This is a genomic window from Azoarcus sp. L1K30 (assembly GCF_018122735.1).
GTDB lineage: Bacteria > Pseudomonadota > Gammaproteobacteria > Burkholderiales > Rhodocyclaceae > Parazoarcus.
In genome coordinates, this window is sequence record NZ_JAGRRD010000001.1 from 4,116,665 (window position 1) to 4,141,314 (window position 24,650).

Genomic DNA, 24,650 nt, shown 5'->3' on the forward strand with positions numbered 1-24,650 from the left:
TTCCTCAACTACGTAGAAGGCGGTTTCGGTCATGTGCTGGCGGGGCTCGACCATGTGCTCTTCATCCTGTTGCTGGTCCTCGGGGCATCGAGCGTGGCGCAGTTCGCGCGTACCTCGCTGGCGTTCACGCTGGGCCACTCGATTACGCTGTGTGCGGGGGCCCTGGGTGGGCTCGGCGCGTTCGCATGGTTCGCACCCGGCGTCGAGGTGGCGATCGCGGCATCCATCGTCTACGCCGGCTGGCGGGTATTGAGCGCGCGCGACCAGCCCTTGCTCGCGCCAGCGGTGTTCTGCGTCGGGCTCGTCCACGGCTTCGGGTTTTCGTTTGCGCTGACCGACGCCGCATCGAGCCTGGCCGGCAATCTCGTGGGCCTGGTGGTCGGCTTCAATCTCGGTATCGAACTGGGCCAGATCGCGCTGTCGCTCCTTGCCGCACCCTTGCTCTACCTGCTGCGCCGCTACTGGAGAAGCCCGCGGCTGGCCAATGGCCGGGTGCTGGCGCTGCCATGCACCGCGATCGCCTCGTTCTGGGTGGTCGAACGTGGTATCGCTCTGGCGCAGGCCTTGCCCTGAGCATCAGGGAGCATCAGCGCAGGCCCGGGCTGCCGGGCAGCGCAAGGGCGGCGGCGGGGGGCCGCGAATGTTATAAGATGAAATAGCAACAGCGCGGGCCGCTCGACCGGCCCGACGCATGATCGACGCCAGCGGTCTGTCCGCGAAGGCGCAAGGAGGAGACCCTGATGATGCAACCCGATCAACGCGAACATATTTCGCGTGTGCTGTCCGTGGTTCACGGCGAAGCGAGTCCGGACGACCGTATCCAGCGTTCGTGGCGGCGCTGCATCGAGCACTACGATCTCGATCCTACCCGGCCGACGCCGGCGCACATCATCGAAGGCACGCTGCTGCGCGAGCACCGCGACCAGATCGAGGAATTCCTGCAGGTGGCACGCACCGGCATGGAGCAGCTCTACAAGCGGGTCTGCGACCTGGGCTATGTCCTCTTGCTGACCGATGCCAGTGGGGTGACGGTGGATTTCATCGGCAACGACCGCTGGCAGGGCGAGCTGCGCCGCTCGGGGCTCTACCTCGGTGCCGACTGGAGCGAGGCGCGTGCGGGCACCTGTGCGGTGGGCACCTGCATTGCCGATCTCAGTCCGATCACCTGCCACCAGGTCGATCATTTCGATGCCTCCCACATCGGCCTTACCTGCAACAGTGCGCCGCTGTTCGATCCCACCGGCGAACTGCTCGGCGTGCTCGACGTCTCGGCATTGACCTCGCCCTCGCCGCGCGAGAGCCAGCATCTCGCGTTACAGCTGACGATGATGTACGCGAAGATGGTGGAGGATGCGAATTTCATGCGCTTCTTCCGAGCTGCCTTCGTGCTGCGCCTCGGTGCGGCGTGGCCGATGGTGGATGCCAGCGGTGAAATGATGCTGGCTTTCGACGCCGACGGTATCGTGGTCGGTGCCAACAGTGTGGCGCGGCGCGGGCTGCGCGCCGGTGGCGACAGCGGCCTGTCGAGCGAACTCGTCGGCAGTTCGCTCGATGCCATCTTCCGCGAAGGCAGCGCCGAGGTGTGGCGAATCGGCCGCAGCGCCTTCGGAAACGAGCGCACGGCGCTGACCACATTCGATCATGGTGTCTTCCATGCCCAGGTGATCGCCCCCCGCGTCACGCCGACGCGGACGACGGACGCGGCGCAGAGCGTTGAAGCATTTGTCAGTGCCCCGGCGCTCGATCGCCTGGCCGGCGACGATGCGCAGATGCAGCGCCTGATCCGGCAGGCCAAGCGTCTGGTCGACAAGTCGGTGTGCATCCTGCTGCACGGCGAGACCGGTACCGGCAAGGAGGTCGTGGCCAAGGCCCTGCATGAATCGAGCGAACGCTGCGACAAACCTTTCGTCGCCATCAACTGTGCCGCAATCCCGGAGTCGCTGATCGAGAGCGAGCTGTTCGGCTATACCGCCGGCGCCTTCACGGGTGGGCGCAGCAAGGGCATGAAGGGGCTGATCGCCCAGGCTGACGGCGGCACGCTGTTCCTCGACGAGATCGGCGACATGCCGATCCACCTGCAGACCCGCTTGCTGCGCGTGCTGGCGGAAAAGGAGGTGACGCCGCTGGGCAGCGACAAGGCGCAACCGATCCGCTTGACCGTGGTGGCGGCATCGCACCGCGATCTGCGCAAGCTGATTGCCGAAGGCCTGTTCCGCGAGGATCTCTATTACCGGCTGTGCGGGGCCATTCTGTATCTGCCCGCACTGCGCACGCGCACCGACAAGGACTATCTGATCAGGTTGCTGGCGGCCGAAGAGGCTGCCGAAATGGGCTGTTCGGCCGACATCGACGCGGCGGCGATGGCGCTGCTGTGCAGCCATGCATGGCCGGGCAACGTGCGCCAGTTGCGCAATGTGTTGCGCTTTGCGCTGGCCGTCAGCGATGGCGGTCAGATCCGGGTGGGCGACCTGCCCGATGAACTGATGGAGCCGGCGGGCAGCGTGCCGGCGTTGCGCTCGACGGCCGTCAATGCGCCACCGCCGCAGGCGTCCGGCACGGCACCGCGCTGGAGCGAACGCGAGGGCCAGTGGCTGTTGGAGGCCCTGCAGCGGCACAAATGGTGTGTGACTGCGGCCGCCGCCGAACTCGGGCTGTGCCGGGCCACTGTCTACCGTCGTATGAAGCGCCACGGCATCGTTCCGCCCAACCAGTTGTAGCCGACCACTGATTGCGGCGGTTGTGCGCACGCGAGAAATATCCGCTCTCGCAACGTGCCCTTAACACTGGCGGCCTAGCATCCCCTGTGTTCGCGTCCGAACACAGGGAGTCAAGATGCTCGCAATCGAAGTCAGTGGTCTCAGCAAGACCTTCGGCAGCCGCAAGGCGCTGGACGATGTACACCTCGCACTCGAAGCCGGAGAGATGGTCGCCCTGATCGGCGCCTCCGGGTCCGGTAAATCGACGCTGCTGCGTCATCTGTCCGGCTTCGTGCGCGGCGATGCCGACGGCGGCGAGGTGCATGTAATGGGCGAACTGGTCCAGCGCAATGGCGCCATTGCTGCCGACGTGCGCCGGGTACGGGCGCAGATCGGATTCGTGTTCCAGCAGTTCAACCTGGTCGATCGGCTGACGCTGCTGACCAACGTGCTCACCGGACTGCTGCATCGCGTCCCGACCCATCGCTCGCTGCTCAAGCTGTTTACCCGCGAGGAACGTGCCCTCGGCCTGAAAGCGCTCGCCGAAGTTGGTATAGACGACTATGCCTTTCAGCGCGCATCGACACTCTCGGGCGGGCAGCAGCAACGCGCGGCCATTGCCCGGGCCCTGGTGCAGGGGGCGAAGGTCGTACTGGCCGACGAGCCGATCGCTTCGCTCGATCCGGAATCCTCGCGCAAGGTCATGGACATGCTGGCGCGCGTGAATCGCGACCATGGCTGCGCCGTACTGGTTTCGCTGCATCAGGTCGACATCGCCCTGCAGTACTGCAAACGGGTGGTGGCCATGCGTGACGGGCGGGTTGTCTTCGATGGTCCGGCAACGGAGCTGAGCCCGGCATTCCTGCAGTCGCTCTACGGTGGCGAGGCTTTCGCCGATGCCGTCACGCCGGCATCGGTCCTGCCGCTTCAACCGTCCGCTGCCATCCGTGCAGCGGCCTGATTCATTCCGTCCATCCAGTAAGGAGAGTCATCCCATGCGTAAACTACTCACTGCCGCACTCACTGCCCTCGCGTGCACCACCGCCGTTCAAGCCGCGCAGGAAATCAATTTCGGCATCATCTCCACCGAGTCTGCCGCTCACCTCAAGGCCGACTGGCAACCGGTGCTCGACGACATGGAGAAGAAGACCGGCTACAAGGTCAAGGCTTACTTCGCCAGCGATTACGCCGGCATCATCGAAGGCATGCGCTTCAAGAAGGTCGATGTGGCCTGGATGGGCAACAAGTCCGGCATCGAGGCGGTCGATCGGGCCGGCGGCGAAGTCTTCGCGCAGACCACTTACGCCGACGGTTCGCTCGGTTACTGGTCGCTGCTGATCACCCAGGCCGACAGCCCCTACAAGTCGGTCGACGACGTGCTCAAGAACGGCAAGGACATCAATTTCGGCCTCGGCGACCCCAACTCCACGTCGGGTACCGCGGTGCCGGGCTACTACGTGTTCGCGATGAACAACATCGATCCGCGCACCCACTTCAAGACCGCGCGCCATTCCAATCACGAAGCCAACCTGATGGCAGTCGCCAACGGCCAGGTCGACGTGGCCACCAACAACACCGAGGCACTGGAGAAGTTCACCAACCGCAGCCCCGAGCTGGCGAAGAAGATCCGCGTGATCTGGAAATCGCCCCTGATCCCGGCCGACCCGATGGTATGGCGTTCGGATCTGGACAAGACTGCCAAGGACAAGATCAAGGACTTCTTCCTCTCCTACGGACAGGGCGACAGCGACGCGGCGAAGGCCGAGCTGGCCAACATGAAGAAGCTGACCTTCGGCGTGTTCCGTGACTCTTCCAACGCCCAGCTGATCCCCATCCGTCAGATCGAACTGGCCAAGGCAAAGATCAAGCTCGAAGCGGATGACAAGATGAGCGCCGACGAAAAGAAGGCGAAGATCGCCGAGATCGACAAACAACTCGCCGACCTGCTCACCCAGGTTGCCGCCGCGAAGTAATCTCTTCATGAGAGGGTGCGCCGCGAACCCTTCGCGTCGCACCCGCCCCGAACATGTCCAATACGCCTGCCACCGCGATGCGCGCCCCCGGAGTCGATCCGCTGCCGCGCCGTTCGCTGCATTCACTACTGGTCTGGGGGCTGCTGCTGGCCGCCCTGGCCGCATCCTGGAACGGCGCCGACATGCGCCCGCTGGCGCTATTCGCAGACGCCGGCAACATGGCGGTCTACGCCAGGGAATTCTTCCCGCCCGATTTCACCCATTGGCGCACCCATGTCGCGGAAATGATCGTCACGCTGCAGATCGCGCTGTGGGGCAGCGCGTTGGCGGTACTGTGCGCAATCCCGTGCGGCCTGTTGTGCGCCGCGAACATCACGCCGGCATGGATTCATCAGCCAGTGCGCAGAGTGATGGATGCGGCGCGCGCGATCAACGAGATGGTGTTCGCGATGCTGTTCATCGTGGCCGTCGGTCTCGGCCCCTTTGCCGGCGTGCTGGCACTGTGGGTGCATACCACCGGCGTGCTCGCCAAGCTGTTCTCGGAAGCCGTCGAAGCCATCGATCCCAGTCCGGTCGAGGGTATTCGCGCTACCGGCGCCAATGCGCTGGAGGAGATCGTCTATGGTGTCATTCCACAGGTCATGCCCTTGTGGGTGTCCTATTCGCTCTATCGCTTCGAATCCAACATCCGTTCCGCTTCCGTTGTCGGCATGGTCGGCGCGGGCGGGATCGGCGTCATCCTCTACGAGGTGATCCGCAGCTTCCAGTACGCCGAAACCTGCGCGGTGATGCTGATCATCATCGTCTTCGTCACCCTGCTCGACCTCGTGTCGTCGCAGATCCGCAAGGCGCTACTATGAGTACGCATATCGCCGCAATGAACGCGGGGCCGGCGCTGCGCCTGTCCGAGGCCCCGACGCTGGCGGCGGATGCGGTCATCGTCGATAGCCATTTCGGATGCTATACCGAGGTCGGCGCATCGACCCGCATCGAGCATAGCCGCTTCGGCGACTACAGCTACATCGGCCATCATGGCGACGTGATGGCGGCCGATATCGGCAAGTTCGCCAACATCGCCTCGATGGTGCGCATCAATCCCGGCTTCCACCCCACCGAACGCCCGTGCCAGCATCACCTGCTGTATCGCGCCAGCATGTATGGCATTGGCGATGACGATGCGCAGATGTTCCACTGGCGCCGGTTGCAGCGCGTCCGCATCGGTCACGACGTATGGATCGGCCACGGTGTCGTGATCATGCCGGGCGTGCGCATCGGCAACGGGGCGGTGGTCGGCAGTGGCAGCATCGTCACCCGCGATGTGCCCGCCTACTCGATTGCTGCCGGCAATCCGGCCCGCGTGCTGCGCCCGCGCTTCGCGCGCGCCATTGCCGAGGCGGTGGAGCAGGTGGCGTGGTGGGACTGGGATCATGCGACGCTGGCCGCACGCATCGACGATCTGCGCGACATGCGGCGCTTTCTGGCGAAGTATTCGCCGCTACCTGCGGCTGCGGCGGAAGGCTGAAGACCCGCCGCTCACGTTGGCTGCGCGGCGTCGGATCGCGCTTCGCGCAGCCAGCCGAGCAGCGTTGCAACCGCATCTTCGACCCGGCCATCGTTGCAAATACGCAAGGCGCTGTCAGGCGTGTCGCCCGCAAGCGTGCTGTTGCGCAGCAGGCGGGCCGTGATCTCGTCGTTCGTTTCGCGGCCGCGTGCGCGCATTCGCGCGCGGATGGTGTCGGCGGTGGCGATGATGTCGACCCGTTGCGCATGCGGGTAGCGCGCCCGCACCGTGGGCCAGTATGCGCGCGAGCCATTGATGAGCACGCTCAGCCCACGCGCCAGCCAGACCTCGATTTCGCGTCCGATGCCATAGTGAAAGCCGTGGCTGTGCCAGTTCAGCGCGAAGCAGCCGGCGTTGAGCCGGGTGAGGAATTCGTGTTCGCCGAGGGCAATGTGGTTCTCGCCGCCGGCGGTGGCGGGGCGGGTGATGTAGCGATGCGCGATGGCGATGCGGTCATCCGCATCCAGCGCATTGCGCAGCGCGCCGAGCACGGTGTCCTTGCCCACCCCGGAAGCGCCCACCACGTAGATCAGCCGGCCGGTCATCGCGGCATATCCTCGATTGCGCACACGCTGCCGTCGAAACCGTAGCTGCGCAGGTGGCGAAAGGGCGCGCTCTCCGTCTCCTGCACAAAGAGAGCGAGCGCGTCGAACACAAGGGGACTGCCGCCAAGATCGCCGCATGACTGCGTCAGCGCCTGTCTCAACAACGCTGCTTCGTCGCCTGCCAGACGCTCGCTGAGCGTGATGTGAAAGCGGTATTCCTCGAACACATAAGGGTAGCCCCAGCGCAGCAGCAGCGCGTCCTGCCGCAGGCTCAGTCCGGCCGTGCGGCGGCGCGCCAGCTCGGCGGCCGACGGTGGCTCGCGCAGCACATCCAGATCGGCAACACAGTGGGCCGCCAGGTCGCCAAGTTGCGCGTGATGGTCGGTCGCGCGCCAGGCGAGAAAGCCGTCGAGCGGCGCGACCTCGACGCCGAAGCTGAAGGCCTTGTGCATGCTTGCCAGCGTCCTGAGGCGCGCATCCAGCTGCGCAACATCGGCGCCGGTACGCAAGCGGAAGGGCGGCTTCAGGGTGGCATGCAGGCCGTAGCGTCTTGGCGATGCGGTGAGCTCGGCGAAACGGTCTGGCGCGATGCCGTGGATTCGGGGTTGGGCGAGCATTTCTCCGCTGCGCGCGTTGCGGCCGATCCAGTGCGATCCAAGCGCGTCGTGCGCGCTGCCTGCGGCGGGCGCGAAGAACACTGCGTAACGGGGTGCGTGATCAGCCATGCAGACGCGCTCCATCGGCGAGATAGACGATGCGACCGCCGCAGACCGTGGCGAGCAGACGGGGGCTGGCCGGGTCGCGGGTGTCGACCACCAGCAGGTCGGCGCGGCGGCCCGTTTCCAGCGTGCCGCGGTCGGCAAGGCCCAGGGCCTGCGCCGGATTGTGCGACACCAGCTGCCAGGCGCGGGCCAGCGGCAGGATGTCGTGGTGTGCGAGAGCAAAGGCTGCGTGCAGCGGCGCCGGGTAGTAGTAATCCGACGCCAGGATGTCGCACAGGCCGTCGCGTGCCAGCTCGGCCGCCCCCGGCGCGCCCACATGGCTGCCGCCGCGCAGCACGTTGGGCGACCCGCACACGACGGGCGCGCCCTGGGCCACCGCGTGAGCCGCCACTTCGCGCGTCAGCGGAAATTCCGAAATGGTGCAGCCCATGCGCTGATACGCGTCGCGAACGGCAATGCTGGGATCGTCATGCGAGGCCATCGGGATGCCGAGCGTCCTTGCGCGTGTGGCGAGCCGATCGATCAGCGCCGGCACTTCGTCTGCGCGGCTCGCTGCCGACTCGATACGCGCGATGAAGCCGTCGACATCGGTCCCCGCGCGATCGGCATATTCCTGCAGTTTCTTCGGTTTGCGCCGCATGCCAGGCAGGTGCTCGTTGAACGCTAGCAGGCCGACGCGGCCCGAATTCATCCATCCCAGTACGTCGGCTTCGCCCGCCACGTTGTGGCACTCGAAGCGCAGATGCACGCGGTGGTCGGCGAGCAGGCGGTGGCGCACGTGGTCGAAGGCTGCGAACAGCGCGACCGCCGTTTCGCGCCCGCGCAACCCGCCCTCCCATGAATAGGTGATGCCATGCATGGCCGTGGTGATGCCGTTCGAGGCGAGTTGACGGTCGGTATCGAGCAGCGCCACGTCGAGCGGGAAACGCACCCCGGGGCGTGGCATGATCTGACGCTCGAACGCATCGCCGTGAAAGTCCACGATCCCCGGCAGCACGACGCAGCCACTGGCATCGAGCCACTTGCCGCGCTGCGCGTGCGCGCCGAGCAGTTCACCGCAGAGGTGCAGCGGCGTGTCTTCCCAGTGATTGTCCGGCCGCAGCACGCTGCCGCCATGGATGGCGGCAAGCGCCGTCGTAGTCGAGGAGTTCAGCACGTTTCTACCCTGTACACAAAGAATGACGGTTACTGACCCGGCAATCACCCAGGCGACACCGGGTGGGGCGCGGAGTAACAACCCATCCCCACCCCAGCAGCCAGCGCAGAGACGCGCTGTCGTTCAGGCGGCAGCGAGCGATGCTCGCCGAAACCCCGCCTTTACCCCCTTGAAGGGGAGTGCGCCCGGAGCCCCTCCGAACTCGTCAGCAGGTTCCTTCCCCTTGCATGTTCGCGGAAAGGAACGGAGCCAGCTAAACAAGTCGGGTGGGTAGCCTTTCGCTCCCTCCCCTTCAAGGGGAGGGCTGGGGTAGGGATGGGTTTCGAGGGCTCGCCACCAAACCCATCCCCATCCTGTCCTTCCCCTTGAAGGGGAAGGCACCTGCTAATGAGATTCGGGTGGCTCCGTTTGGCTCCTTCCCCTTGAAGGGGAGGGGGTAGACGGGGTCCCCGAACCTCATTAGCAGGTTGTGCCCCCTTGAAGCGAGGGACAACGTACCAACGCCGACTTCAAGTAGTTGCTTGCCGGGTCATTGAGGTCCTCAATGACCCGGCTATCAGCTTAGAGCATTCATCTTACGTATTTGTGTAGACGACTAGTGGAATTACTGTTCGGGGTCGAAGACCAGTTGCACCCAGTCGCCGGAAAAGCGGGTCACGGCGTACTGGATCGGCTCGCCCCGGAGGTCGATATTGATCGCCTCGACCTCCAGCACCGGGTGGGTTTTCGGTTGCGCCAGCAGGCGGGCGGTTTCGTCGTCGGGCAGGCGCGCGGTCACGCGCGAACTGCCACGGGTGTAGTCGAGGATGCCGAAGGTCTGTAGCGCGCGCGTGATCGATGCGTGCTCGCGCACGCGCTCGGCGATGCCGGGAAAGCGGTCGACGGCGAAGTAGCTCTGGGCCACGTCGACCGGCCGCCCTTCGGCCCGGCCCAGTGTCGTCAATTGCACAACACGCGCGCCGCGCGGCAGATGGAGCGCTTCGGCCACCGCTGCGGGCGCCGGCATCTCGCTGGCACGCAGCACTTCGATCGACGCGCTCAGCCCGGCCTTGCGCATGTTCTCCGAGAAGCGCGTGCGGCGGCCGATCGTGTAGTCGATGGCGTGTTCCTGCACGAAAGTGCCGCGCCCCTGTTCGATGCGGACGATGCCGCCGCGTTCGAGCACGCCCAGCGCGCGGCGCACGGTGTGGCGATTGACGCCGAAGCGCTCGGCCAGTTCGGTTTCGTTCGGCAGGCGCTCGCCCGGCGCAAAATGCTGCTTCCGAATGTCATCGGTCAGCGCGGCCTCGATCTGCCGCCACACGGCAATGCCGTTACCCCTGTCTAGACTCATGTGTTCCTGTTTCCGTACGCACGGGTTCGAAGGATAGGGCCTTTTCACGAAAGCTTCATGTCGGTCGGCCACAATGATACGACGCTGTGGCAGCCGCCATGTCGTGCTATAACGTCTAGACGTCCATACCAATTAAGTCGCCATCGATGCCCATGAACGAAGCTGCTCCCGACGTTTCGCGCCGCCTTGCACTGGGCGTGCTTGCCTGCGCGCCCGCCCCGGACCTGGCGGACTGTGTCCGCGCCCTCGGAGAACTGCCCCGGTTTACCTGGCTGCGCCAGCCCGAGACCGGTCTCGTCATGCTGCGTGCCCGCATCGGCGGCAATGGTGCGCGCTTCAATCTCGGCGAGGCCAGTGTCACCCGGTGCACGCTGCGCCTGGCCGACGGCAGCATCGGTGTCGGCACGGTGCGGGGGCGAAATCCGCGCCACGCCGAGCATGTCGCGATCTGCGATGCGCTGCTGCAGCACCCGGAGTATGCCGGACGTGTCCAGGCGCAGGTGATCGATGTGCTCGTCCGCGCCGAGCAGGCGCGCCACGCCCGGCGCAGTGTGCAAGTGTCGGCGTCCAAAGTGGATTTCTTTACCCTGGTCAGGGGGGAGGACTGATGAATACCGCAACCGAACTCGATCTCGCCCACATGCTGCCCGGGTTCGCCGATCCCGTGCATGATGCCCAGCGCGGATTCAGGTGCGTGCTCGATGCGCTTTCGCGCCCCGGGCGCCTGTTCGACATGACGGTGGATGTCACGCCCCCGCCGGGTCTGGCGCCGGCCCAGTGTGCAGCGCTTCTGACACTGGCCGATTGCGATACGCCGGTGTGGCTCGAACCCGGCCTGCGCGATGCCGCGGCCGGCCATTACCTGCGCTTTCACTGCGGTTGCCCGCTGGCGGCAGACTTCGCCGACGCCCACTTCGTCGTGCTCGCGGGTCTCGGCGCGCTGCCGCAGCGCAGCGCGCTGAAACTGGGCGATCCGTGTTACCCCGACCGGTCCGCGACGGTGCTGGTCGAGGTGCCCGAACTCGAACACGGTGGTCCGATCCGTCTGCGCGGCCCCGGCATTGCCGATGTGCAGGCGATCAGTGTCGGCGGGTGGACGGCGCGTACCACGGCGTTCCTGCACGAGAACCGCGCCGCCTTTCCGCTCGGCGTCGACCTGCTGCTGAGCTGCGGCGGGCGCCTGATGGGGCTGCCCCGAACCACGATCGTGGAGGTCTGAGATGTATGTTGCGGTCAAGGGTGGCGAGCGCGCCATCGCACAGTCGGTCGATCTCGTCGCCAGGGCGCGACGCGGCGATCCCGCGGTACCCGAACTCTCCGTCGAGCAGATTCGCCAGCAGATGCGGCTCGCTGTGGCACGGGTGATGACGGAAGGGTCGCTGTACGACGAGGATCTTGCCGCGCTTGCCATCAAGCAGGCGGCGGGTGATCTGGTCGAGGCGATCTTCCTGCTCCGGGCCTACCGCACGACGCTCAAGCGCCTGGGCGACAGCGTGCCGCTCGACACGGCCAACATGCGCCTGGAGCGCCGCATCTCGTCCGCGTTCAAGGACCTGCCCGGTGGACAGGTGCTCGGGCCGACTTACGACTACACCCAGCGCCTGCTCGATTTCGCGCTGATGGCCGATGCGGCCGTCACCGAGGACCCGGCGGCGGAAGCCAGTGCAGGGCCGATCGTGGCGCCGCGCGTCACCGACCTGCTGGCCGGCGAGGGGCTGCTCGAAACCAGTGCACGTGCCGAGGGTGACCCCGATCCGTCCGACCTGACGCGCGAGCCGCTGCAGTTGCCCGCAGACCGTGCTACGCGACTGCAGAACCTGGCGCGCGGCGACGAGGGCTACCTGCTCGCGCTCGGCTATTCCACCCAGCGCGGCTACGGCACCACGCACCCCTTTGCCGCCGAGATCCGCTTCGGCGCGGTGGCGCTCGAACTGTTCATCGACGAACTCGGCTTCGCGGTGAAGATCGGCGAGGTCGACCTGACCGAATGTCAGCTGATCACCGATTTCGAAGGCAGCGCGGAGGCCGCGCCGCAGTTCACGCGAGGCTACGGTCTGGCTTTCGGCCACAGCGAACGCAAGGCGATGGCGATGGCGCTGGTAGACCGCGCGCTGCGGGCGGGCGAGTTCGGCGAAGACACCGATCTGCCGGCCAACAACGAGGAATTCGTCCTCGCCCACAGCGACAACGTCGAGGCCTCGGGCTTCGTGCAGCATCTGAAGCTGCCGCACTACGTCGATTTCCAGACCAATCTCGAACTGCTGCGTCGCCTGCGCGCGCAGTGGGACGCGAGCAATGCCGGTGCCACCGGCGACGAGGAGCCCGCGGCATGACCCAGGCCGAAGCCCATGACGGCTACAACTTCGCCTATCTCGACGAGCACACCAAGCGCATGATTCGCCGTGCGCTGCTCAAGGCGGTCGCCATTCCCGGTTACCAGGTGCCCTTCGGCAGCCGCGAGATGCCGTTGCCCTATGGCTGGGGCACCGGCGGCATCCAGGTGACGGCGGCGGTGATCGGCCGCGCCGATGTGCTCAAGGTCATCGACCAGGGCGCCGACGACACCACCAACGCCGTCAATATCCGCAGCTTCTTCCGCAAGGTGACGGGCGTTGCCACCACCGAACGCACCCGTGAGGCCACGCTGATCCAGACCCGCCACCGCATCCCGGAGACGCCGCTGAGCGAGGGCCAGATCATGGTCTTCCAGGTGCCGATTCCCGAGCCCTTGCGCTGGCTCGAGCCGCGCGAGACCGAAACCCGCAGCATGCACGCACTGCGCGAGTACGGGGTGATGCACGTCAAGCTCTACGAAGACATCGTGCGTCACGGCCGTATCGCCACCACCTACGATTACCCGGTGATCGTCAACGGCCACTACCTGATGCGGCCGTCGCCGATTCCCAAGTTCGACAATCCCAAGCTGCACCGCAGTCCGGCGCTGATGCTGTTCGGTGCCGGGCGCGAGAAGCGGGTGTACGCGGTGCCGCCAGATACCGACGTGCGTTCGCTCGATTTCGACGACCATCCGTTCGCCATCGAGCGCTGGGACGCACCGTGCGCCCTGTGCGGCGCCACCGACGCCTATCTCGACGAGATCATCATCGACGACAAGGGTGAGCGCATGTACGTGTGCTCCGACACCGAATACTGCAACGACCGGCAGCAGGCCGGTCATCATGGTACGCAAGGGGGGGCGCCACGCGCATGAAACATCCCGCTCCACTGCTCGAGGTGCGCGATCTCGGCAAACGCTATGGCCATCGCATCGGCTGCGAACAGGTCAGCTTCGATCTCTATCCCGGCGAGGTGCTGTGCATCGCCGGTGAATCGGGCTCGGGCAAATCCACGCTGCTCAATACCCTGGCCTTCCAGCTCCGCCCTGACGCCGGCAGCGTGCATTACGCCATGGCCGGGCGCGGTCTCACCGACCTGGCGAGCCTGCCCGAAGCCGCGCTGCGCGAACTGTGGCGCACCGACTGGGGCTTCGTGCGCCAGAACCCGCGCGACGGTTTGCGCATGGGGGTGTCGGCAGGCGCCAACATCGGCGAACGCCTGATGGCCGTCGGCCAGCGCCATTACGGCGAGATCCGTGCAACGGCGGCCGACTGGCTCGCGCGCGTCGAGATCGACGGTGCCCGCCTGGACGATCCCCCGACCGCATTTTCGGGCGGCATGCAGCAGCGTCTGCAGATCGCGCGCAATCTGGTCACCCATCCGCGCCTGGTGTTCATGGACGAACCCACCGCCGGGCTCGATGTCTCGGTGCAGGCACGCTTTCTCGACCTGTTGCGCGGCCTCGCCGCCGATCTTCGCATCGCCGTCATCCTGGTGACGCACGATCTGGCGGTGGCGCGCCTGCTTGCGCATCGCCTAATCGTGATGAAGCAGGGCAGGGTGATCGAAACCGGCCTCACCGACCAGCTCCTCGACGACCCACAGCATCCGTACACGCAGTTGCTCGTGTCTTCGGTGCTGGCTGCCTGACCGGACCGAATCCATGCAAGACATCCATCAGCTCAAGGTCGAACATCTGTCCAAGCACTTCATCCTGCACAATCAGGGCGGCGTGCGCATGGCGGTGATCGACGACATCTCCTTCGATCTCGGCCGCGGCGAATGCCTGGTGCTCGACGGCCCCTCGGGTGCGGGCAAGAGCACGCTGCTGCGTTGCCTGTACGCGAATTACCTCGCATCCTCGGGGGCGATCCGGGTGCGCGCGGCCGGCAGTGGCGAGTGCATCGACATGGTCGGCGCCACGCCGCAGGCCATTATCGAGCTGCGCCGTACCACGCTGTCCTACGTCAGCCAGTTCCTGCGCGTGATCCCGCGCGTGGGTGCGCTCGACGTCATCGCCGAACCGCTGCTCGCGCTGGGCGAGAGCCGTGCCGCCGCGATGGCGCGCGCGGCCGCCTTGCTGACCCGGCTGAACCTGCCCGAGCGTTTGTGGCAGCTGCCGCCGGCCACTTTCTCCGGTGGCGAACAGCAGCGCGTCAATATCGCCCGCGGCTTCATTGCAGAAAAGCCCGTGTTGCTGCTCGACGAACCCACGGCCTCGCTCGATGCCGCCAACCGGCAGGTGGTGATCGCGCTCATCCGCGAGGCCTGCGCGCGCGGCGCGGCCGTCGTCGGCATCTTTCACGACGGCGAAGTGAGCGAGGCCGTGGCCACGCGCCGCTTGCCCGTCCTGCCCCTTACCCCGCTTGCCGCCTGATCCGGAGCACGCCCATGAAACAGTACCTGACCCACGCCCGTGTCGTTCTCGCCAATGAAGTGCTCGAGGACGCCGCCGTTCTCGTCGACGAAGGCTGTATCCGCGCCATCAATCCGGTGCAGGTAAGCGGCGCGCATGAAATCGACCTCGGCGGGCAATGGCTGATGCCCGGCATGATCGACGTGCATTGCGATGCCATTGAGAAGGAGGCCGAGCCGCGCGCGCGCGTGCTGTTTCCGCTCGATTTCGCCTGCCTCAACATCGATCGCCGCAACGCCGCGGCGGGCATCACCACGCCCTACCACGCGATGTCCTTCGCCCATGCCGAATGGGGGGTGCGCAACAACGAGACCGCGGCCGAGCTGGTGCGCGCGGTGCGGCGATTCCAGCGCCATGCCCTGGTCGACAACCGTATCCACGTGCGCTACGAGATCACCGACGAAAGCGCCTTGCCCTTCATCCTCGAATTGTTCGACGAGGGCTGCGTCGATCTGCTGTCGATCATGGACCACACCCCGGGGCAGGGGCAGTTCCGCCATCTCGACACCTACGTCGCCTACATGATGGGCAATCACGGCAGCAGCCGCGAGGCCGCGCTGCAGGTTGCCGAAGACAAGATCCGCGCCCGCGAAACGGCGGACGAACGCGTGCTGGCGCTGATGGCGCGAGCGCGAGCGCTCGGCGTGCCCACTGCCAGCCATGACGACGACGATCCGCAGCGCATCGCCACGATGAAGGAGCTCGGTGCCTCGATGAGCGAGTTCCCCATCGACCTCGCCACTGCGCGCGCGGCGCATGGCGCCGGCTTGGCGACCATCTTCGGCGCGCCCAACGTGATGCGCGGCGGCAGCCAGTCGGGCAACCTGCGCGCTTTCGACGCCATCGATGCCGGTGTGGCCGATTGCCTGTGTGCCGACTATGCGCCGGCGACCATGCTGGCCGCCGTGTCCCTGCTGGCCAGTCGCGACGCGCTGCCGTTGCATGCGGCTGTCCGCCTCGTCACCCTCAACCCCGCCCGCGCGGCAGGGCTGCACGATCGCGGCGAAATCGCCGTCGGCAAGCGCGCCGACCTGATCAGCGTGGCCAATCCGGGAGGGCACGCCGCGGTCACCAACACCTGGCTCGAGGGCAAACAGGTCTTCGCGGCGGCCTATCCGGCTTGAGTCCGGGCGATGGCGTCCGGGCGGATCGCCATCGCATCGTGCTGCCTGGCTGGCAGCCGTTCTATTTCACCACACCGCAGGCCACGCGCGCCCCGCCGCCGCCGAGCGGCGCCGGATGATCGGAGTGATTATCGCCGCCGGCGTGAATCATCAGCGAACGTCCGGCGAGGTCGGCCGCCTTGAGCCGCGGTGCCAGTACCGGCTGCGACGACGTGCCGTCCGCCGCGACGAACAAGGGGGGCAGATCGCCGAGATGGCCATCGCCCCAGGGTTCGCCGTGTCTGTTGCTACCGGCCGGATCGTAATGCCCGCCTGCGGCCAGGCCGGGCACTGGCTTGCCGTCCTTGTCCCGGGGGCCGCAGTCCGGATTCTGATGAACGTGGAAACCGTGCAGACCTGGTGCCAGTCCGTGCAGGGCGGGTGTCAGGACGAGGCCGTAGGTCGTTTCCGATACCGAAATCGACCCCACGTCGGCGGCGGTGCCTTGTGCATCGACCGCGTGCATCTGAATCATGGTGGCGGCGGTGGAGACGGCCGGCAGGAGGGTGAATGCGAGCAGGGTGGCGATCTTCATTTTGGACGCTTCTCTCTGTAGTGGGTTGATGGCGCGGCGCAAAGGCGTGCGCGCCATTCCATTACAGACTGCATCGCCGGACATGACAAGGGATTGTTTTGCGCATGGGCGAATGGACCGGGCCGGTGGCGGCGCCCGTTCAGGCGGGCGGGCGTTCGACCGTCCTGTCCGCCTGATCCGCCGTCTGTGGCGGCGGCCCGGCGTGCTGCATCTGCTCCTGCGCAATCTGCTCGTCCACCCGTGGATCGAGCGCCGCGGCCAGCGGCGAACTGCTGGTGCTGTCCGGCATCGGGATGTGATGCAGCGGCGCGTCTTCGACCTGATGCAGATGGGTTGCGCGCCTGGGCTGCACCCGCCACGCCACGACCAGCGCGCAGGCCATGACGAAGGCGTAGAGCATGTTGGGGCCGATGAAGCGCATCAACACCCCGGCGAGAAGGGGGCCGAGACTGGCGCCGATACCGAAGGTCAGCAGCAGCATCGCGGTCAGCGACACCCGGCGCTCGGCATCGACGTGGTCGTTGGCCAGTGCGACCGCAAGCGGATACAGGCTGAACTGCAGGATGCACACCAGGAAGCCAGCGACGAACAGCAACCAGATGGGGGCCGAAGGCAGCACTGCGAGCGGCAGCGCGACGCCTGCCAGCAACATGCCGCAGCGGCCGATCAGCCAGATCCGGTCGCGCCGGTCGGACAGCCAGCCCAGCGGCCATTGCACGACGAGTCCGGCAAAGATGCAGCTGCCCATGAACAGCCCGACCTCCTCGGTCGGCAGATCCATGCGGGTGGCGTACAGCGGGGCAAGACCGTAGAACGACCCCACCATCATGCCGGCCATGGCGATGGTGATCAGCGACAGCGGGACGCGCTTGATGAAGAAGCGCGGCTCCAGCGGCGCCGGATGCAGTTTGGCCGGGTGCAGCTTGTGGGTGAGCGCGACCGGTACCAGGCACAGTGCATAGCACAGTCCCACCAGCATCAGCAGTTGCAGGTTGAGCTCCGGGTGCAGCACCAGCACCAGCTGACCGAGGATCAGGCCGAGGTAGGAGGCGCCCATGTAACCGGAAAAGACCTGGCCGCGCTGTTCGGCGCTGGATTGTTCGTTGAGCCAGCTCTCGATCACCATGTACTGGCACATCGTGCAGATGCCGATCAGCAGACGCAGCAGCAGCCATGCCGGCAGCCAGTCCACCATGCCGTGGCCGAGCACGGCGGCGGTTACCACGCCGGCGCAGGCGACATAGGCGCGGATGTGACCGACCCGCGAAATCAGGCGATGGCCAAGGTTGCCGCCCAGCACCAGGCCGAGGTAGTTCGCCGTCATCAGCGCACCTACCCACAGACCGTCCGCGGTCGTGGCCACGCGCAGGGCAAGATAGGTGCTCAGCAGGCCAGAGCCCAGCAGCATCAGGGTCGTGGCGAAATAGAGCGAGCGAAAGGAGTTCAGGATGACGAACATGGGCGAAGGCATACGTGGGCGGCGGGCTGACGGAACAGGGGTGTCCGCAGTCACGCTGTCATACTAACCGTGGCAGCCGGATCAGGGTACCCGGACAATCACCAATCTGGTGCGCGAATCTGCCAGACTGTCGACTCAAGTCTTGCGTCGGACTGCCGTAAACACGGATTCCGGCACAGTGCCAATACACGGAGGAGCGCGCCATCATGGACGTCTCATCGATCGCAGCATTTGCCAGTGCCAACGCCGCGGCCCAGGTTCAACAGCAGGCTTCGGTCTCGGTGTTCAAGAAGGCCCTGGACATCCAGGAGCAGACCGCAATGCAGCTGCTCGAGGCATTGCCGCCCGTGCCGGCAGCACCGGCGGGCACAACCGGGGGCGTGGTCGACACCTGGGCCTGATCACCGGCCGGCGGATGCGCTCTCGTGCTGGGCGGATCCCCGGGCGGCTGTTATCGTTCGTCCGCCCCGACCGGAGACCCCCGCATGGCAGACGCACCGCCCCCCGCCGCGCAGCCGAATAACCCTCTGCACGGCAAGACCCTGGAGAAGATTCTCAACGAACTGCTGAGCATCTACTCCTGGGCCGAACTCGGCCAGCAGATCGACATCCGCTGCTTCAATCACGAACCCAGCATTGCCTCCAGCCTGAAATTCCTGCGCCGCACGCCTTGGGCGCGGGAGCAGGTCGAAGCGCTCTACGTCCATTCGGTGCGCAACGGCCTGTACAAGGGCTGAGCGCGTGCCCGGAAACAGAACGATGGATCTTCAGCCCGTACTCGACGATATCGTCGCCACCCTCGAACCGCAGCTCGGCGCCGGTAAGGTCGCGAGCTACATTCCCGCGCTAGCCAGCGTTTCGCCGCGCCGGCTCGGTATCGCCCTGCGCACCCGCGAGGGCGCGGAATACCGTGCGGGCGATGCGAACACGCCGTTCTCCATCCAGAGCGTGTCGAAGCTGTTCACGCTGACGCTGGCCATGCGCCATCTCGGCGACACACTGTGGGAGCGGATCGGCCGGGAGCCGTCGGGCAATCCCTTCAATTCGCTGGTGCAGCTCGAGTCGGAGCAAGGCGTGCCGCGCAACCCCTTCATCAACGCCGGTGCCATTGCAGTGGCCGACCGTCTGGTGAGCTGTTGTGACAGCGCGCGTGCAGACATCCTGGCGCTGCTGTCGAGCCTGAGCGGCGAAACCATTGTTTTTGACGAAGAGGTGGCCGCGTCGGAAGCGTCCTCCGGGTTTCGCAATATCGCACTGGCCAATTTCATGAAGAGCTTCGGCAAGCTCGACAACGATGTGGCGCAGGTGCTCGATTTCTATTTCCACCAGTGCTCGGTGGCGATGAGCTGTGTGCAGCTGGCCCGCGCAGCCGCCTACCTGTGCAGCGACGGCAGGCATCCGCTGACCGGCGAGGCGGTGGTGACCGAGCGCCAGGCGCGGCGAATCAACGCCCTGATGCTGACCTGCGGCACCTATGATGCGGCCGGCGAGTTTGCCTTCCGCATCGGCCTGCCATGCAAGAGCGGGGTCGGCGGCGGCATCGTGGCGGTGCTGCCCGACACGCTCAGCCTGTGCGTATGGTCGCCCGGCCTCGACGAAACCGGCAACTCGCTGCTGGGCATGAAGGCGCTGGAGCTGTTCGTCGCCCGTACCGGGCTGTCGGTGTTCTGAGGCTTGCGATCCTGCCGGGCAGGGTCCGAAAGTCGGGCTCGCCTGGATGGGCTGCCGACGTTTCACGGTGCCGCTCCCGCAGCGCGGGGGCGGCACCGTGCTTGCTCCGGAATCAGTATGGATCGATTCCGATCACGACCGGATCATGGTCCGAGGTGCGTGCCTTGGTGGGCGCATAGAGCTCGGTTTGCTGCATGACGCTCTTGTACTCGACGTTGTAGTCGATCACTGCAGGTTCGTCGGCATTGATCCGATAGCCAGCGGCACCGGTAATCTGATCGACGAAGCTCGGCGATGCCATGGCGTGATCGAGCGCGCCCCACTGGCCGTCGAAAACGTAGGAGTAGGCAGCGGGTCCCTCGAACAAGGTCGCGAGGTCAAGGTAGCCGTGCGACTCCAGAGCCTGGACCGGATCCTCCATCGAATAGGCATTGAAGTCCCCCAGTAGCAGGAAGTCGGGATCGCCGCTCCCGGTCGGGTCGGTGTCGAGCCAGTCGGCAAGCGCCTCAGCGGCCTGCGTACGGCTTGCATTCCAGAAGCCCTGACCATCGCCGCGATCGCAGTCGGCAATGTCGTTGCCCGGATCGCTGTCGGCGCATACGCCTTCGGTAGCCAACCCTGAATCACCCTTCGACTTCAGGTGGTTCACCACGACGGTGAAGCGTGCCCCTGTGCCCCTGTCGTCGAAGGTCTGGGCGAGTGACGGGCGGTTGCGGCTGGTGTCGAAGCGCGGATCGACCGCAGCGTCGATGATCTTGAAGACCCCGGCCGGTGCGAGTCGCGCTGGTTTGTAGATGATGCCGACGCGGATCGCATCGCCTCCGATGACGCCGGTGGCGATGTGGGCGTACTGCGTCGACCCCAGGCGCTGGTTGAGATGGGCCACGATATCGGCAGCGGCATCGACGTTCGGGGTGTTCTCGAGCTCGATCAGTCCCACAAGGTCCGCATCGAGATCCGCAAGCGCCGACACCAGCTTTTCGCGCTGGCGCTCCAGCTCTTCGGCACTGTCGGCACCCCGGCACTCCATGTTGACCAAGGGACCGCAGCGATTGTCGAGGGGGCTGCCCTTGGCCTCGTCGAGCGTGACGAAATAGTTCAGCACATTGAAACTTGCCGCACGCAGCGAACCGCCCGTCGTGGGTACCGCTTCCGGGCGCGCGTTGCTGGCTTCGAAGTTGGGTGCGCTCGCGTTGAGAGCATTGAACGGGCGCAGGCGCCAGGCGTTTCCGCTGGCGCTGTTGCCGGCCCAGGTGTAGGTCATCACGCCTACCATACCGGTGGCGGTATCGCCGCCGCGCAAGGTGTTGTCGGCGCTCAAGGGCAGGCCGCCGCGACCGAGCAGGATCGGGTCGGGGTTCTGGTCATTCCTGGCGTCGTCGACGATGAGCCGGTTCAAGGCATTGTGCTCCGCCAATTGCGCGGCCTCAGCGCCCGGACGAACGACCTGGGTGGGCTGCAACAGGCGGTCGCCGGCCGACACGACGACTTGGCCGAAGCGTCCAAGCTGATAGTGTTCCGTGACCGTGAGTGCCTGAGGGAAGCGTACCAGCATGCCCTCGAAGCGCTCGGGGAAATTCGCGTCCGGGAACGGCAGGGTCACGTCGGTGGGCGTGACCGAGCCGGCGCCACAAGTAACGATATTGCTGGCGCTGATCTGGGTCTGGTCCTGGTATTCGGAGACGTTGCCGGTGACCAGCACCGACTGGCCCAGTGCCACGCTGTCATTGTTGCCGTTGAAAACAAACAGGCCATCCGAGGTTTCGGGATCACCATCGCCCGCCGGGTCCTGGATGTAGAAGCCGCGCAGCGCGGGGCTCGGTCCTTCGTAGTCGCCGATCACCACCCCGCGCGTCGTGACGGTGCCGGTGACGGAGGACGCCATGCCGCGGCCCTGGATGGCGTAGATCGGGGTGAAGGCTTGCGCGCAGCGGTCGGCAATGTTGAACGAGGCCACGAAATCGGAGGCCATCGCGGTCGGCGTGCCGTCGAGATCGTTCACCGCATTGGCGGCAACGGTGAGTGTGCACGAGTCGCCAGCAACGAGATCCGAGACCGGGTCCAGCGTGTATTGGGTGCCGCTTCCGCTGAGCGACACCGGTGTTGCGCCCGAGGTCGAGCATGTCAGGCTGATTCCTGCCGTCGACAACGAAACCGGCTCGGAAAAGGTCAGCGCCAGGCTGGCCTTGGGTTCGAACGCGCCGCCAACGGCATCGAAAGCGCTTACGGACGGGGCAACATCATTGACGCTGCCGTTATCGATGGTGTGACTGCCGAGCCCGGCGATGTCGTTGATTGCGCTGCCGTTCCACTCCGTGGACGGATCGAAGCTGTCGTCGGGAGTGGTGTCGCCGCTTGTCACCGATGACTTGCGTGAAAGGGTGTGGTTCGCCGTGGTCACGGCGCCCGTGCCCCATTCCGACCCGGGGTCGAAACCGGTCTGGCCGATCGCATCCACGACCGCGCCGTCCTTCGTCAGCACCACCGCGTCGTCACCGTTGTACCAGCTTCCACTGTCGGTCTGGTTGGCAAGCGCCAGCATCTCCGCCATGGCTGAGCCGTGCACCAGCGTGTGGGTCGTACCGGGGGCAAGCAGGCCCGAGAGGATGATCGTCCGCCCGGGCGAAGCCGAACCATTGAAATAGAACTTGATCGCGTAGCCTGCGGCGGCGAGGTCGACCGGGGCTGTATCCGGGTTGAAGATTTCGATGGCCTTGTTATTGCTGCTGCCTTCGATGTACTTCGAAACGAACAATTCCGCGTAGGCGGAAGGTGAAAACAGCAGCGACGCAAAGCCGATACTCGCGAGTGCACGAGCGACGGTTTTTGCTTGTGTTGAATGACGTGGCATTGGGTCGTCTCCATCCGGTAACCGACAGGAAAATCGACATGCACTCAATTATTGACCTGGCAATCAGCCGGGCAACACGGGCTGAATTGCCGTGCAGTGACTCGCATCTCCGTGGCGGGCGGGAAAAATCCGCCCGTATTCGGAGTGCCGGGTCGATAAATGAACATGGCGGAACGCTATTAGCCCGGCAATCAACCTGGAGATGCCGACAGGATTGCTGCGCGGCGACCTGCTTCCCTTGAGGAGCAGGGGTCAGGTATCGGCGCCGAACTCATATCCTCAAATGCCGGGATAACAGGCAGAAAATCCTATCGGTCGGATATGTTGACGGTGTTACAGGAATTTCAGTTTTTTCGTTTCGTTCAAGTGCTCATTAAATCAGGATTGGTGAGGAGTCGGTTGAATTGAGGGAGGTTTCAATATTATTTCTCAATTGTTTAAATTCTGATTCCTGAACAAGTGTCGGGTATTTTTACGTCATTTTTTCTTAACATATATAACTTCATGAAATATATGGGCATTTGAATTTGGTGCGTAAATTGCTATTGAGGTCAAGAAAAGATATCGAACTGCTAACCCATAACAGGCCTCAGCCCATGAAAATTATTGCCACTGCCGTTTCACTGGTACTGCTCTCATCGACCGCACACGCCGATCTGATCAAGATGACGTTCGACGGCACGAATACCGGTTCGTCCAGCGCGTCGAATGTGTTCGGTGCCACCGTGTCCACGTTCAAAGGCTATGCAATCTACGAGTCGACGACCACGGGAAGCTCTTTTTCGTCGGTCTCAGGAACCACGAACAATTACGCTGGGGCATTGCGGGCGTTTTCGTTCGATGTCCTCGGTGCGTTCGGTGAAGTGCTCTTCTCGGGAGCCCTCAATGCCGATGCGGGTTTCGGTTCAGCCCAGGTTCGGGACGCAACGAGCGGGATGGATCGCTTCTCGCTCAACCAGATCACGCTGGGAAGTGCTGACGTCACGGGCGCGCCCGCCTTCTTCAAGTCCGCAACCTTCACCTTGGGGCTGACGGCATCGGACGCGGGTGCGATCAGCAATGCCGACCTGCCGGGCGTTTTTGATCCGGCACTGTTTGGCACCCGAAGCATCTCGATGTCGATTGCTCGTCTGCCCGGCGCACCGAGTGCGGGTTCGGTGTTCTTCAACTTTGGCCTTGCCAGCCTGGACGTCGATGCCGCTCAGACGGCGACGGTACCTGAACCCGGCACGCTCGCCCTGATCGGACTCGGTTTGCTCGGGGGGCTCGGGATGAGCCGTCGTCCGCGGCGCAACTCAACCGGCGCTTGAGCGTTCCGTTGTATCGGTCGCGCCTGCCAGCAGGCGCTCCAGCCGCTCGATGCGGTGGCGATGGGGCGTGGTGATGGCGTAGAAATGCTCCTGCAGCTGCGTCGATTGGCCCACGATCACCAGGCTGCCGGCGCGCAGTTCGTCCTGCACCACCACCTCGGGCAGCACCGTCAGCCAGCCGCTGTCGCGCGCGATCAGGCGGAGCATGGCCATGTCGTCGACTTCCGCGCGCAAGCGCGGCGTCACCCCGGCCGAGATGCACATGGCGTCGAACTGCGCGCGCAGCGCATGCCGCGGGCCGGGCAAGGCGAGGTCTTCGCCGTCCAGATCGTCGGGCACGCGCAGGCTGCGCCCCTTCCAGGCGCTTGCCGGGCCGACCAGGGAAATCGCCTGGCTGCCCAGGAATCGGCAGTGCAAGGGGCGGTCCGGGTCGGTCGGCACCGTCTCGTTGGCGAGCACGACGTCGAGCTGATGCTGCACGAGGCGCTCCAGCAGACCCGCCAGCAGACCGGACTCCAGCGTCAGCACCACGGTAGGGTCGGCCAGCAGGGGCCGGATCCAGTTTTCCTGATAGTTGCGCGACAGCGTGGCCACGCTGCCGACGCGCAGCCGGATCACGCCCTCGCTGCGACCCTGCAGGCGGCCGAGCATCTCCTGACTGAGGCCGAAGATGTTCTCCGCGTAGGACAGCATCAGCTGGCCGGTGTCGGTCAGTACCAGGCGTCGCCCCTCGCGTTCGAACAGCGCTTCGCCCAGGCGGTCCTCGAGCTGGCGGATCTGGGCAGAAAGCGCGGACTGCGAGGTATGCAGCTCCTGCGCGGCCCGCGTCAGGTGCCCCGTCCTGGCGACGCGCCAGAAATAGAACAGATGATGGAAGTTGAGCTGCTCGAGGCTGATCATTCTGTTTTCGATAACAATAAGT

General features: G+C 65.3%; 25 protein-coding genes. 17 read left to right on the forward strand and 8 right to left on the reverse strand.

The window, feature by feature from the left end:
* From J5J83_RS18900 to J5J83_RS18925, 6 genes are all read left to right on the forward strand, one after another.
* Positions 1-573 (forward strand): HupE/UreJ family protein (locus tag J5J83_RS18900; RefSeq protein ID WP_212351480.1); only part of this gene is annotated, 573 nt, incomplete at its 5' end.
* A 167-nt stretch (positions 574-740) separates the two neighbouring features.
* Positions 741-2,717 carry a sigma-54-dependent Fis family transcriptional regulator gene (locus tag J5J83_RS18905; RefSeq protein ID WP_212351481.1) on the forward strand — a complete coding sequence of 659 codons (1,977 nt, stop codon included), beginning with the start codon at positions 741-743 and terminating at the stop codon, positions 2,715-2,717.
* 115 nt (positions 2,718-2,832) lie between these two features.
* Complete coding sequence (phnC, locus tag J5J83_RS18910) at positions 2,833-3,657, forward strand: phosphonate ABC transporter ATP-binding protein (protein ID WP_212351482.1); 825 nt, start codon at positions 2,833-2,835, stop codon at positions 3,655-3,657.
* Positions 3,658-3,691: 34 nt separating this feature from the next.
* Positions 3,692-4,669, forward strand: a complete 978-nt coding sequence (phnD, locus tag J5J83_RS18915) for a phosphonate ABC transporter substrate-binding protein (RefSeq protein ID WP_212351483.1) — start codon at positions 3,692-3,694, stop codon at positions 4,667-4,669.
* A gap of 53 nt (positions 4,670-4,722) precedes the next feature.
* Positions 4,723-5,529, forward strand: a complete 807-nt coding sequence (gene phnE / locus J5J83_RS18920) for a phosphonate ABC transporter, permease protein PhnE (protein ID WP_212351484.1) — start codon at positions 4,723-4,725, stop codon at positions 5,527-5,529.
* Entirely contained in the window at positions 5,526-6,191 is a 666-nt protein-coding gene (locus J5J83_RS18925) for a DapH/DapD/GlmU-related protein (protein WP_212351485.1), read from the forward strand. Before phnE ends, J5J83_RS18925 begins: the two co-directional genes overlap by 4 nt.
* Before the next feature lie 11 nt (positions 6,192-6,202).
* Here J5J83_RS18925 and phnN read toward each other — a convergent pair whose 3' ends face one another.
* The 4 genes from phnN to phnF form a co-directional block, all read right to left on the reverse strand.
* The gene (phnN, locus tag J5J83_RS18930; RefSeq protein WP_212351486.1) at positions 6,203-6,775 is read right to left on the reverse strand and encodes a phosphonate metabolism protein/1,5-bisphosphokinase (PRPP-forming) PhnN; all 573 of its coding nucleotides are present in this window, start codon (positions 6,773-6,775) and stop codon (positions 6,203-6,205) included.
* Positions 6,772-7,500 carry a DUF1045 domain-containing protein gene (locus J5J83_RS18935; RefSeq protein ID WP_212351487.1) on the reverse strand — a complete coding sequence of 243 codons (729 nt, stop codon included), beginning with the start codon at positions 7,498-7,500 and terminating at the stop codon, positions 6,772-6,774. The genes phnN and J5J83_RS18935 overlap by 4 nt, the downstream gene beginning before the upstream one ends.
* Positions 7,493-8,653 (reverse strand): alpha-D-ribose 1-methylphosphonate 5-triphosphate diphosphatase, encoded by a 1,161-nt coding sequence (locus J5J83_RS18940; protein WP_212351488.1) that lies wholly within the window; start codon positions 8,651-8,653, stop codon positions 7,493-7,495. The genes J5J83_RS18935 and J5J83_RS18940 overlap by 8 nt, the downstream gene beginning before the upstream one ends.
* Before the next feature lie 604 nt (positions 8,654-9,257).
* Entirely contained in the window at positions 9,258-9,986 is a 729-nt protein-coding gene (gene phnF, locus J5J83_RS18945) for a phosphonate metabolism transcriptional regulator PhnF (protein WP_212351489.1), read from the reverse strand.
* A gap of 152 nt (positions 9,987-10,138) precedes the next feature.
* Between phnF and phnG the strand changes: the two genes are divergently transcribed.
* The 7 genes from phnG to J5J83_RS18980 are packed head-to-tail and all read left to right on the forward strand — an operon-like array spanning position 10,139 to position 15,863.
* Complete coding sequence (phnG, locus tag J5J83_RS18950) at positions 10,139-10,594, forward strand: phosphonate C-P lyase system protein PhnG (RefSeq protein ID WP_212351490.1); 456 nt, start codon at positions 10,139-10,141, stop codon at positions 10,592-10,594.
* Positions 10,594-11,205 carry a phosphonate C-P lyase system protein PhnH gene (phnH, locus tag J5J83_RS18955; protein WP_212351491.1) on the forward strand — a complete coding sequence of 204 codons (612 nt, stop codon included), beginning with the start codon at positions 10,594-10,596 and terminating at the stop codon, positions 11,203-11,205. Before phnG ends, phnH begins: the two co-directional genes overlap by 1 nt.
* Before the next feature lies 1 nt (position 11,206).
* Positions 11,207-12,319, forward strand: a complete 1,113-nt coding sequence (locus J5J83_RS18960; protein WP_212351492.1) for a carbon-phosphorus lyase complex subunit PhnI — start codon at positions 11,207-11,209, stop codon at positions 12,317-12,319.
* Positions 12,316-13,197 carry an alpha-D-ribose 1-methylphosphonate 5-phosphate C-P-lyase PhnJ gene (locus J5J83_RS18965; RefSeq protein ID WP_212351493.1) on the forward strand — a complete coding sequence of 294 codons (882 nt, stop codon included), beginning with the start codon at positions 12,316-12,318 and terminating at the stop codon, positions 13,195-13,197. Before J5J83_RS18960 ends, J5J83_RS18965 begins: the two co-directional genes overlap by 4 nt.
* Positions 13,194-13,973 (forward strand): phosphonate C-P lyase system protein PhnK, encoded by a 780-nt coding sequence (phnK, locus tag J5J83_RS18970; protein ID WP_212351494.1) that lies wholly within the window; start codon positions 13,194-13,196, stop codon positions 13,971-13,973. Before J5J83_RS18965 ends, phnK begins: the two co-directional genes overlap by 4 nt.
* Positions 13,974-13,986: 13 nt before the next feature.
* Positions 13,987-14,700, forward strand: coding sequence for a phosphonate C-P lyase system protein PhnL (gene phnL, locus J5J83_RS18975; RefSeq protein ID WP_212351495.1), 714 nt, complete (start codon positions 13,987-13,989; stop codon positions 14,698-14,700).
* Positions 14,701-14,714: 14 nt separating this feature from the next.
* On the forward strand, positions 14,715-15,863 hold the full coding sequence (locus J5J83_RS18980; RefSeq protein WP_212351496.1) for an alpha-D-ribose 1-methylphosphonate 5-triphosphate diphosphatase: 1,149 nt from the start codon (positions 14,715-14,717) through the stop codon (positions 15,861-15,863).
* A gap of 61 nt (positions 15,864-15,924) precedes the next feature.
* Here the strand turns inward: J5J83_RS18980 and sodC are convergent, their stop codons facing one another.
* Both sodC and J5J83_RS18990 read right to left on the reverse strand, forming a co-directional pair.
* On the reverse strand, positions 15,925-16,437 hold the full coding sequence (gene sodC / locus J5J83_RS18985; RefSeq protein ID WP_212351497.1) for a superoxide dismutase family protein: 513 nt from the start codon (positions 16,435-16,437) through the stop codon (positions 15,925-15,927).
* A 139-nt stretch (positions 16,438-16,576) separates the two neighbouring features.
* Positions 16,577-17,896, reverse strand: coding sequence for an MFS transporter (locus J5J83_RS18990; protein ID WP_212351498.1), 1,320 nt, complete (start codon positions 17,894-17,896; stop codon positions 16,577-16,579).
* Between the two features lie 206 nt (positions 17,897-18,102).
* On the opposite strand from J5J83_RS18990, the gene J5J83_RS18995 reads away from it, so the two are divergent.
* The 3 genes from J5J83_RS18995 (at position 18,103) to J5J83_RS19005 (ending at position 19,567) form a co-directional block, all read left to right on the forward strand.
* Positions 18,103-18,297, forward strand: a complete 195-nt coding sequence (locus J5J83_RS18995) for a putative motility protein (protein ID WP_212351499.1) — start codon at positions 18,103-18,105, stop codon at positions 18,295-18,297.
* A gap of 84 nt (positions 18,298-18,381) precedes the next feature.
* On the forward strand, positions 18,382-18,633 hold the full coding sequence (locus J5J83_RS19000) for a VF530 family protein (RefSeq protein ID WP_212351500.1): 252 nt from the start codon (positions 18,382-18,384) through the stop codon (positions 18,631-18,633).
* Between the two features lie 22 nt (positions 18,634-18,655).
* A complete protein-coding gene (locus J5J83_RS19005) occupies positions 18,656-19,567 on the forward strand; it encodes a glutaminase (protein WP_212351501.1) in 912 nt (303 codons plus the stop codon).
* Between the two features lie 112 nt (positions 19,568-19,679).
* Here the strand turns inward: J5J83_RS19005 and J5J83_RS19010 are convergent, their stop codons facing one another.
* Positions 19,680-22,418, reverse strand: a complete 2,739-nt coding sequence (locus tag J5J83_RS19010) for an ExeM/NucH family extracellular endonuclease (RefSeq protein WP_212351502.1) — start codon at positions 22,416-22,418, stop codon at positions 19,680-19,682.
* 530 nt (positions 22,419-22,948) lie between these two features.
* Between J5J83_RS19010 and J5J83_RS19015 the strand changes: the two genes are divergently transcribed.
* On the forward strand, positions 22,949-23,728 hold the full coding sequence (locus J5J83_RS19015; RefSeq protein ID WP_349251956.1) for a PEP-CTERM sorting domain-containing protein: 780 nt from the start codon (positions 22,949-22,951) through the stop codon (positions 23,726-23,728).
* On the opposite strand, the gene J5J83_RS19020 is transcribed toward J5J83_RS19015, so the two are convergent.
* On the reverse strand, positions 23,714-24,628 hold the full coding sequence (locus J5J83_RS19020) for a LysR substrate-binding domain-containing protein (RefSeq protein WP_249115786.1): 915 nt from the start codon (positions 24,626-24,628) through the stop codon (positions 23,714-23,716). The two genes, J5J83_RS19015 and J5J83_RS19020, sit on opposite strands and share 15 nt — an antisense overlap.
* Between the last annotated feature and the right edge of the window lie 22 nt (positions 24,629-24,650).

What these genes read in the sequence shown, in the direction of transcription:
- phnF (WP_212351489.1), bottom strand. Translation starts at nt 9,986, where the DNA reads ATGAGTCTAGACAGGGGTAACGGCATTGCCGTGTGGCGGCAGATCGAG.
- J5J83_RS18960 (WP_212351492.1), top strand. Translation starts at nt 11,207, where the DNA reads ATGTATGTTGCGGTCAAGGGTGGCGAGCGCGCCATCGCACAGTCGGTC.
- phnH (WP_212351491.1), top strand. Translation starts at nt 10,594, where the DNA reads ATGAATACCGCAACCGAACTCGATCTCGCCCACATGCTGCCCGGGTTC.
- phnN (WP_212351486.1), bottom strand. Translation starts at nt 6,775, where the DNA reads ATGACCGGCCGGCTGATCTACGTGGTGGGCGCTTCCGGGGTGGGCAAG.
- J5J83_RS19010 (WP_212351502.1), bottom strand. Translation starts at nt 22,418, where the DNA reads ATGCCACGTCATTCAACACAAGCAAAAACCGTCGCTCGTGCACTCGCG.
- J5J83_RS18905 (WP_212351481.1), top strand. Translation starts at nt 741, where the DNA reads ATGATGCAACCCGATCAACGCGAACATATTTCGCGTGTGCTGTCCGTG.
- sodC (WP_212351497.1), bottom strand. Translation starts at nt 16,437, where the DNA reads ATGAAGATCGCCACCCTGCTCGCATTCACCCTCCTGCCGGCCGTCTCC.
- phnC (WP_212351482.1), top strand. Translation starts at nt 2,833, where the DNA reads ATGCTCGCAATCGAAGTCAGTGGTCTCAGCAAGACCTTCGGCAGCCGC.
- phnK (WP_212351494.1), top strand. Translation starts at nt 13,194, where the DNA reads ATGAAACATCCCGCTCCACTGCTCGAGGTGCGCGATCTCGGCAAACGC.
- J5J83_RS19005 (WP_212351501.1), top strand. Translation starts at nt 18,656, where the DNA reads ATGGATCTTCAGCCCGTACTCGACGATATCGTCGCCACCCTCGAACCG.
- J5J83_RS18965 (WP_212351493.1), top strand. Translation starts at nt 12,316, where the DNA reads ATGACCCAGGCCGAAGCCCATGACGGCTACAACTTCGCCTATCTCGAC.
- J5J83_RS19000 (WP_212351500.1), top strand. Translation starts at nt 18,382, where the DNA reads ATGGCAGACGCACCGCCCCCCGCCGCGCAGCCGAATAACCCTCTGCAC.
- phnG (WP_212351490.1), top strand. Translation starts at nt 10,139, where the DNA reads ATGAACGAAGCTGCTCCCGACGTTTCGCGCCGCCTTGCACTGGGCGTG.
- J5J83_RS18995 (WP_212351499.1), top strand. Translation starts at nt 18,103, where the DNA reads ATGGACGTCTCATCGATCGCAGCATTTGCCAGTGCCAACGCCGCGGCC.
- J5J83_RS18980 (WP_212351496.1), top strand. Translation starts at nt 14,715, where the DNA reads ATGAAACAGTACCTGACCCACGCCCGTGTCGTTCTCGCCAATGAAGTG.
- J5J83_RS18925 (WP_212351485.1), top strand. Translation starts at nt 5,526, where the DNA reads ATGAGTACGCATATCGCCGCAATGAACGCGGGGCCGGCGCTGCGCCTG.
- phnE (WP_212351484.1), top strand. Translation starts at nt 4,723, where the DNA reads ATGTCCAATACGCCTGCCACCGCGATGCGCGCCCCCGGAGTCGATCCG.
- J5J83_RS18935 (WP_212351487.1), bottom strand. Translation starts at nt 7,500, where the DNA reads ATGGCTGATCACGCACCCCGTTACGCAGTGTTCTTCGCGCCCGCCGCA.
- phnD (WP_212351483.1), top strand. Translation starts at nt 3,692, where the DNA reads ATGCGTAAACTACTCACTGCCGCACTCACTGCCCTCGCGTGCACCACC.
- J5J83_RS19020 (WP_249115786.1), bottom strand. Translation starts at nt 24,628, where the DNA reads ATGATCAGCCTCGAGCAGCTCAACTTCCATCATCTGTTCTATTTCTGG.
- phnL (WP_212351495.1), top strand. Translation starts at nt 13,987, where the DNA reads ATGCAAGACATCCATCAGCTCAAGGTCGAACATCTGTCCAAGCACTTC.
- J5J83_RS18990 (WP_212351498.1), bottom strand. Translation starts at nt 17,896, where the DNA reads ATGTTCGTCATCCTGAACTCCTTTCGCTCGCTCTATTTCGCCACGACC.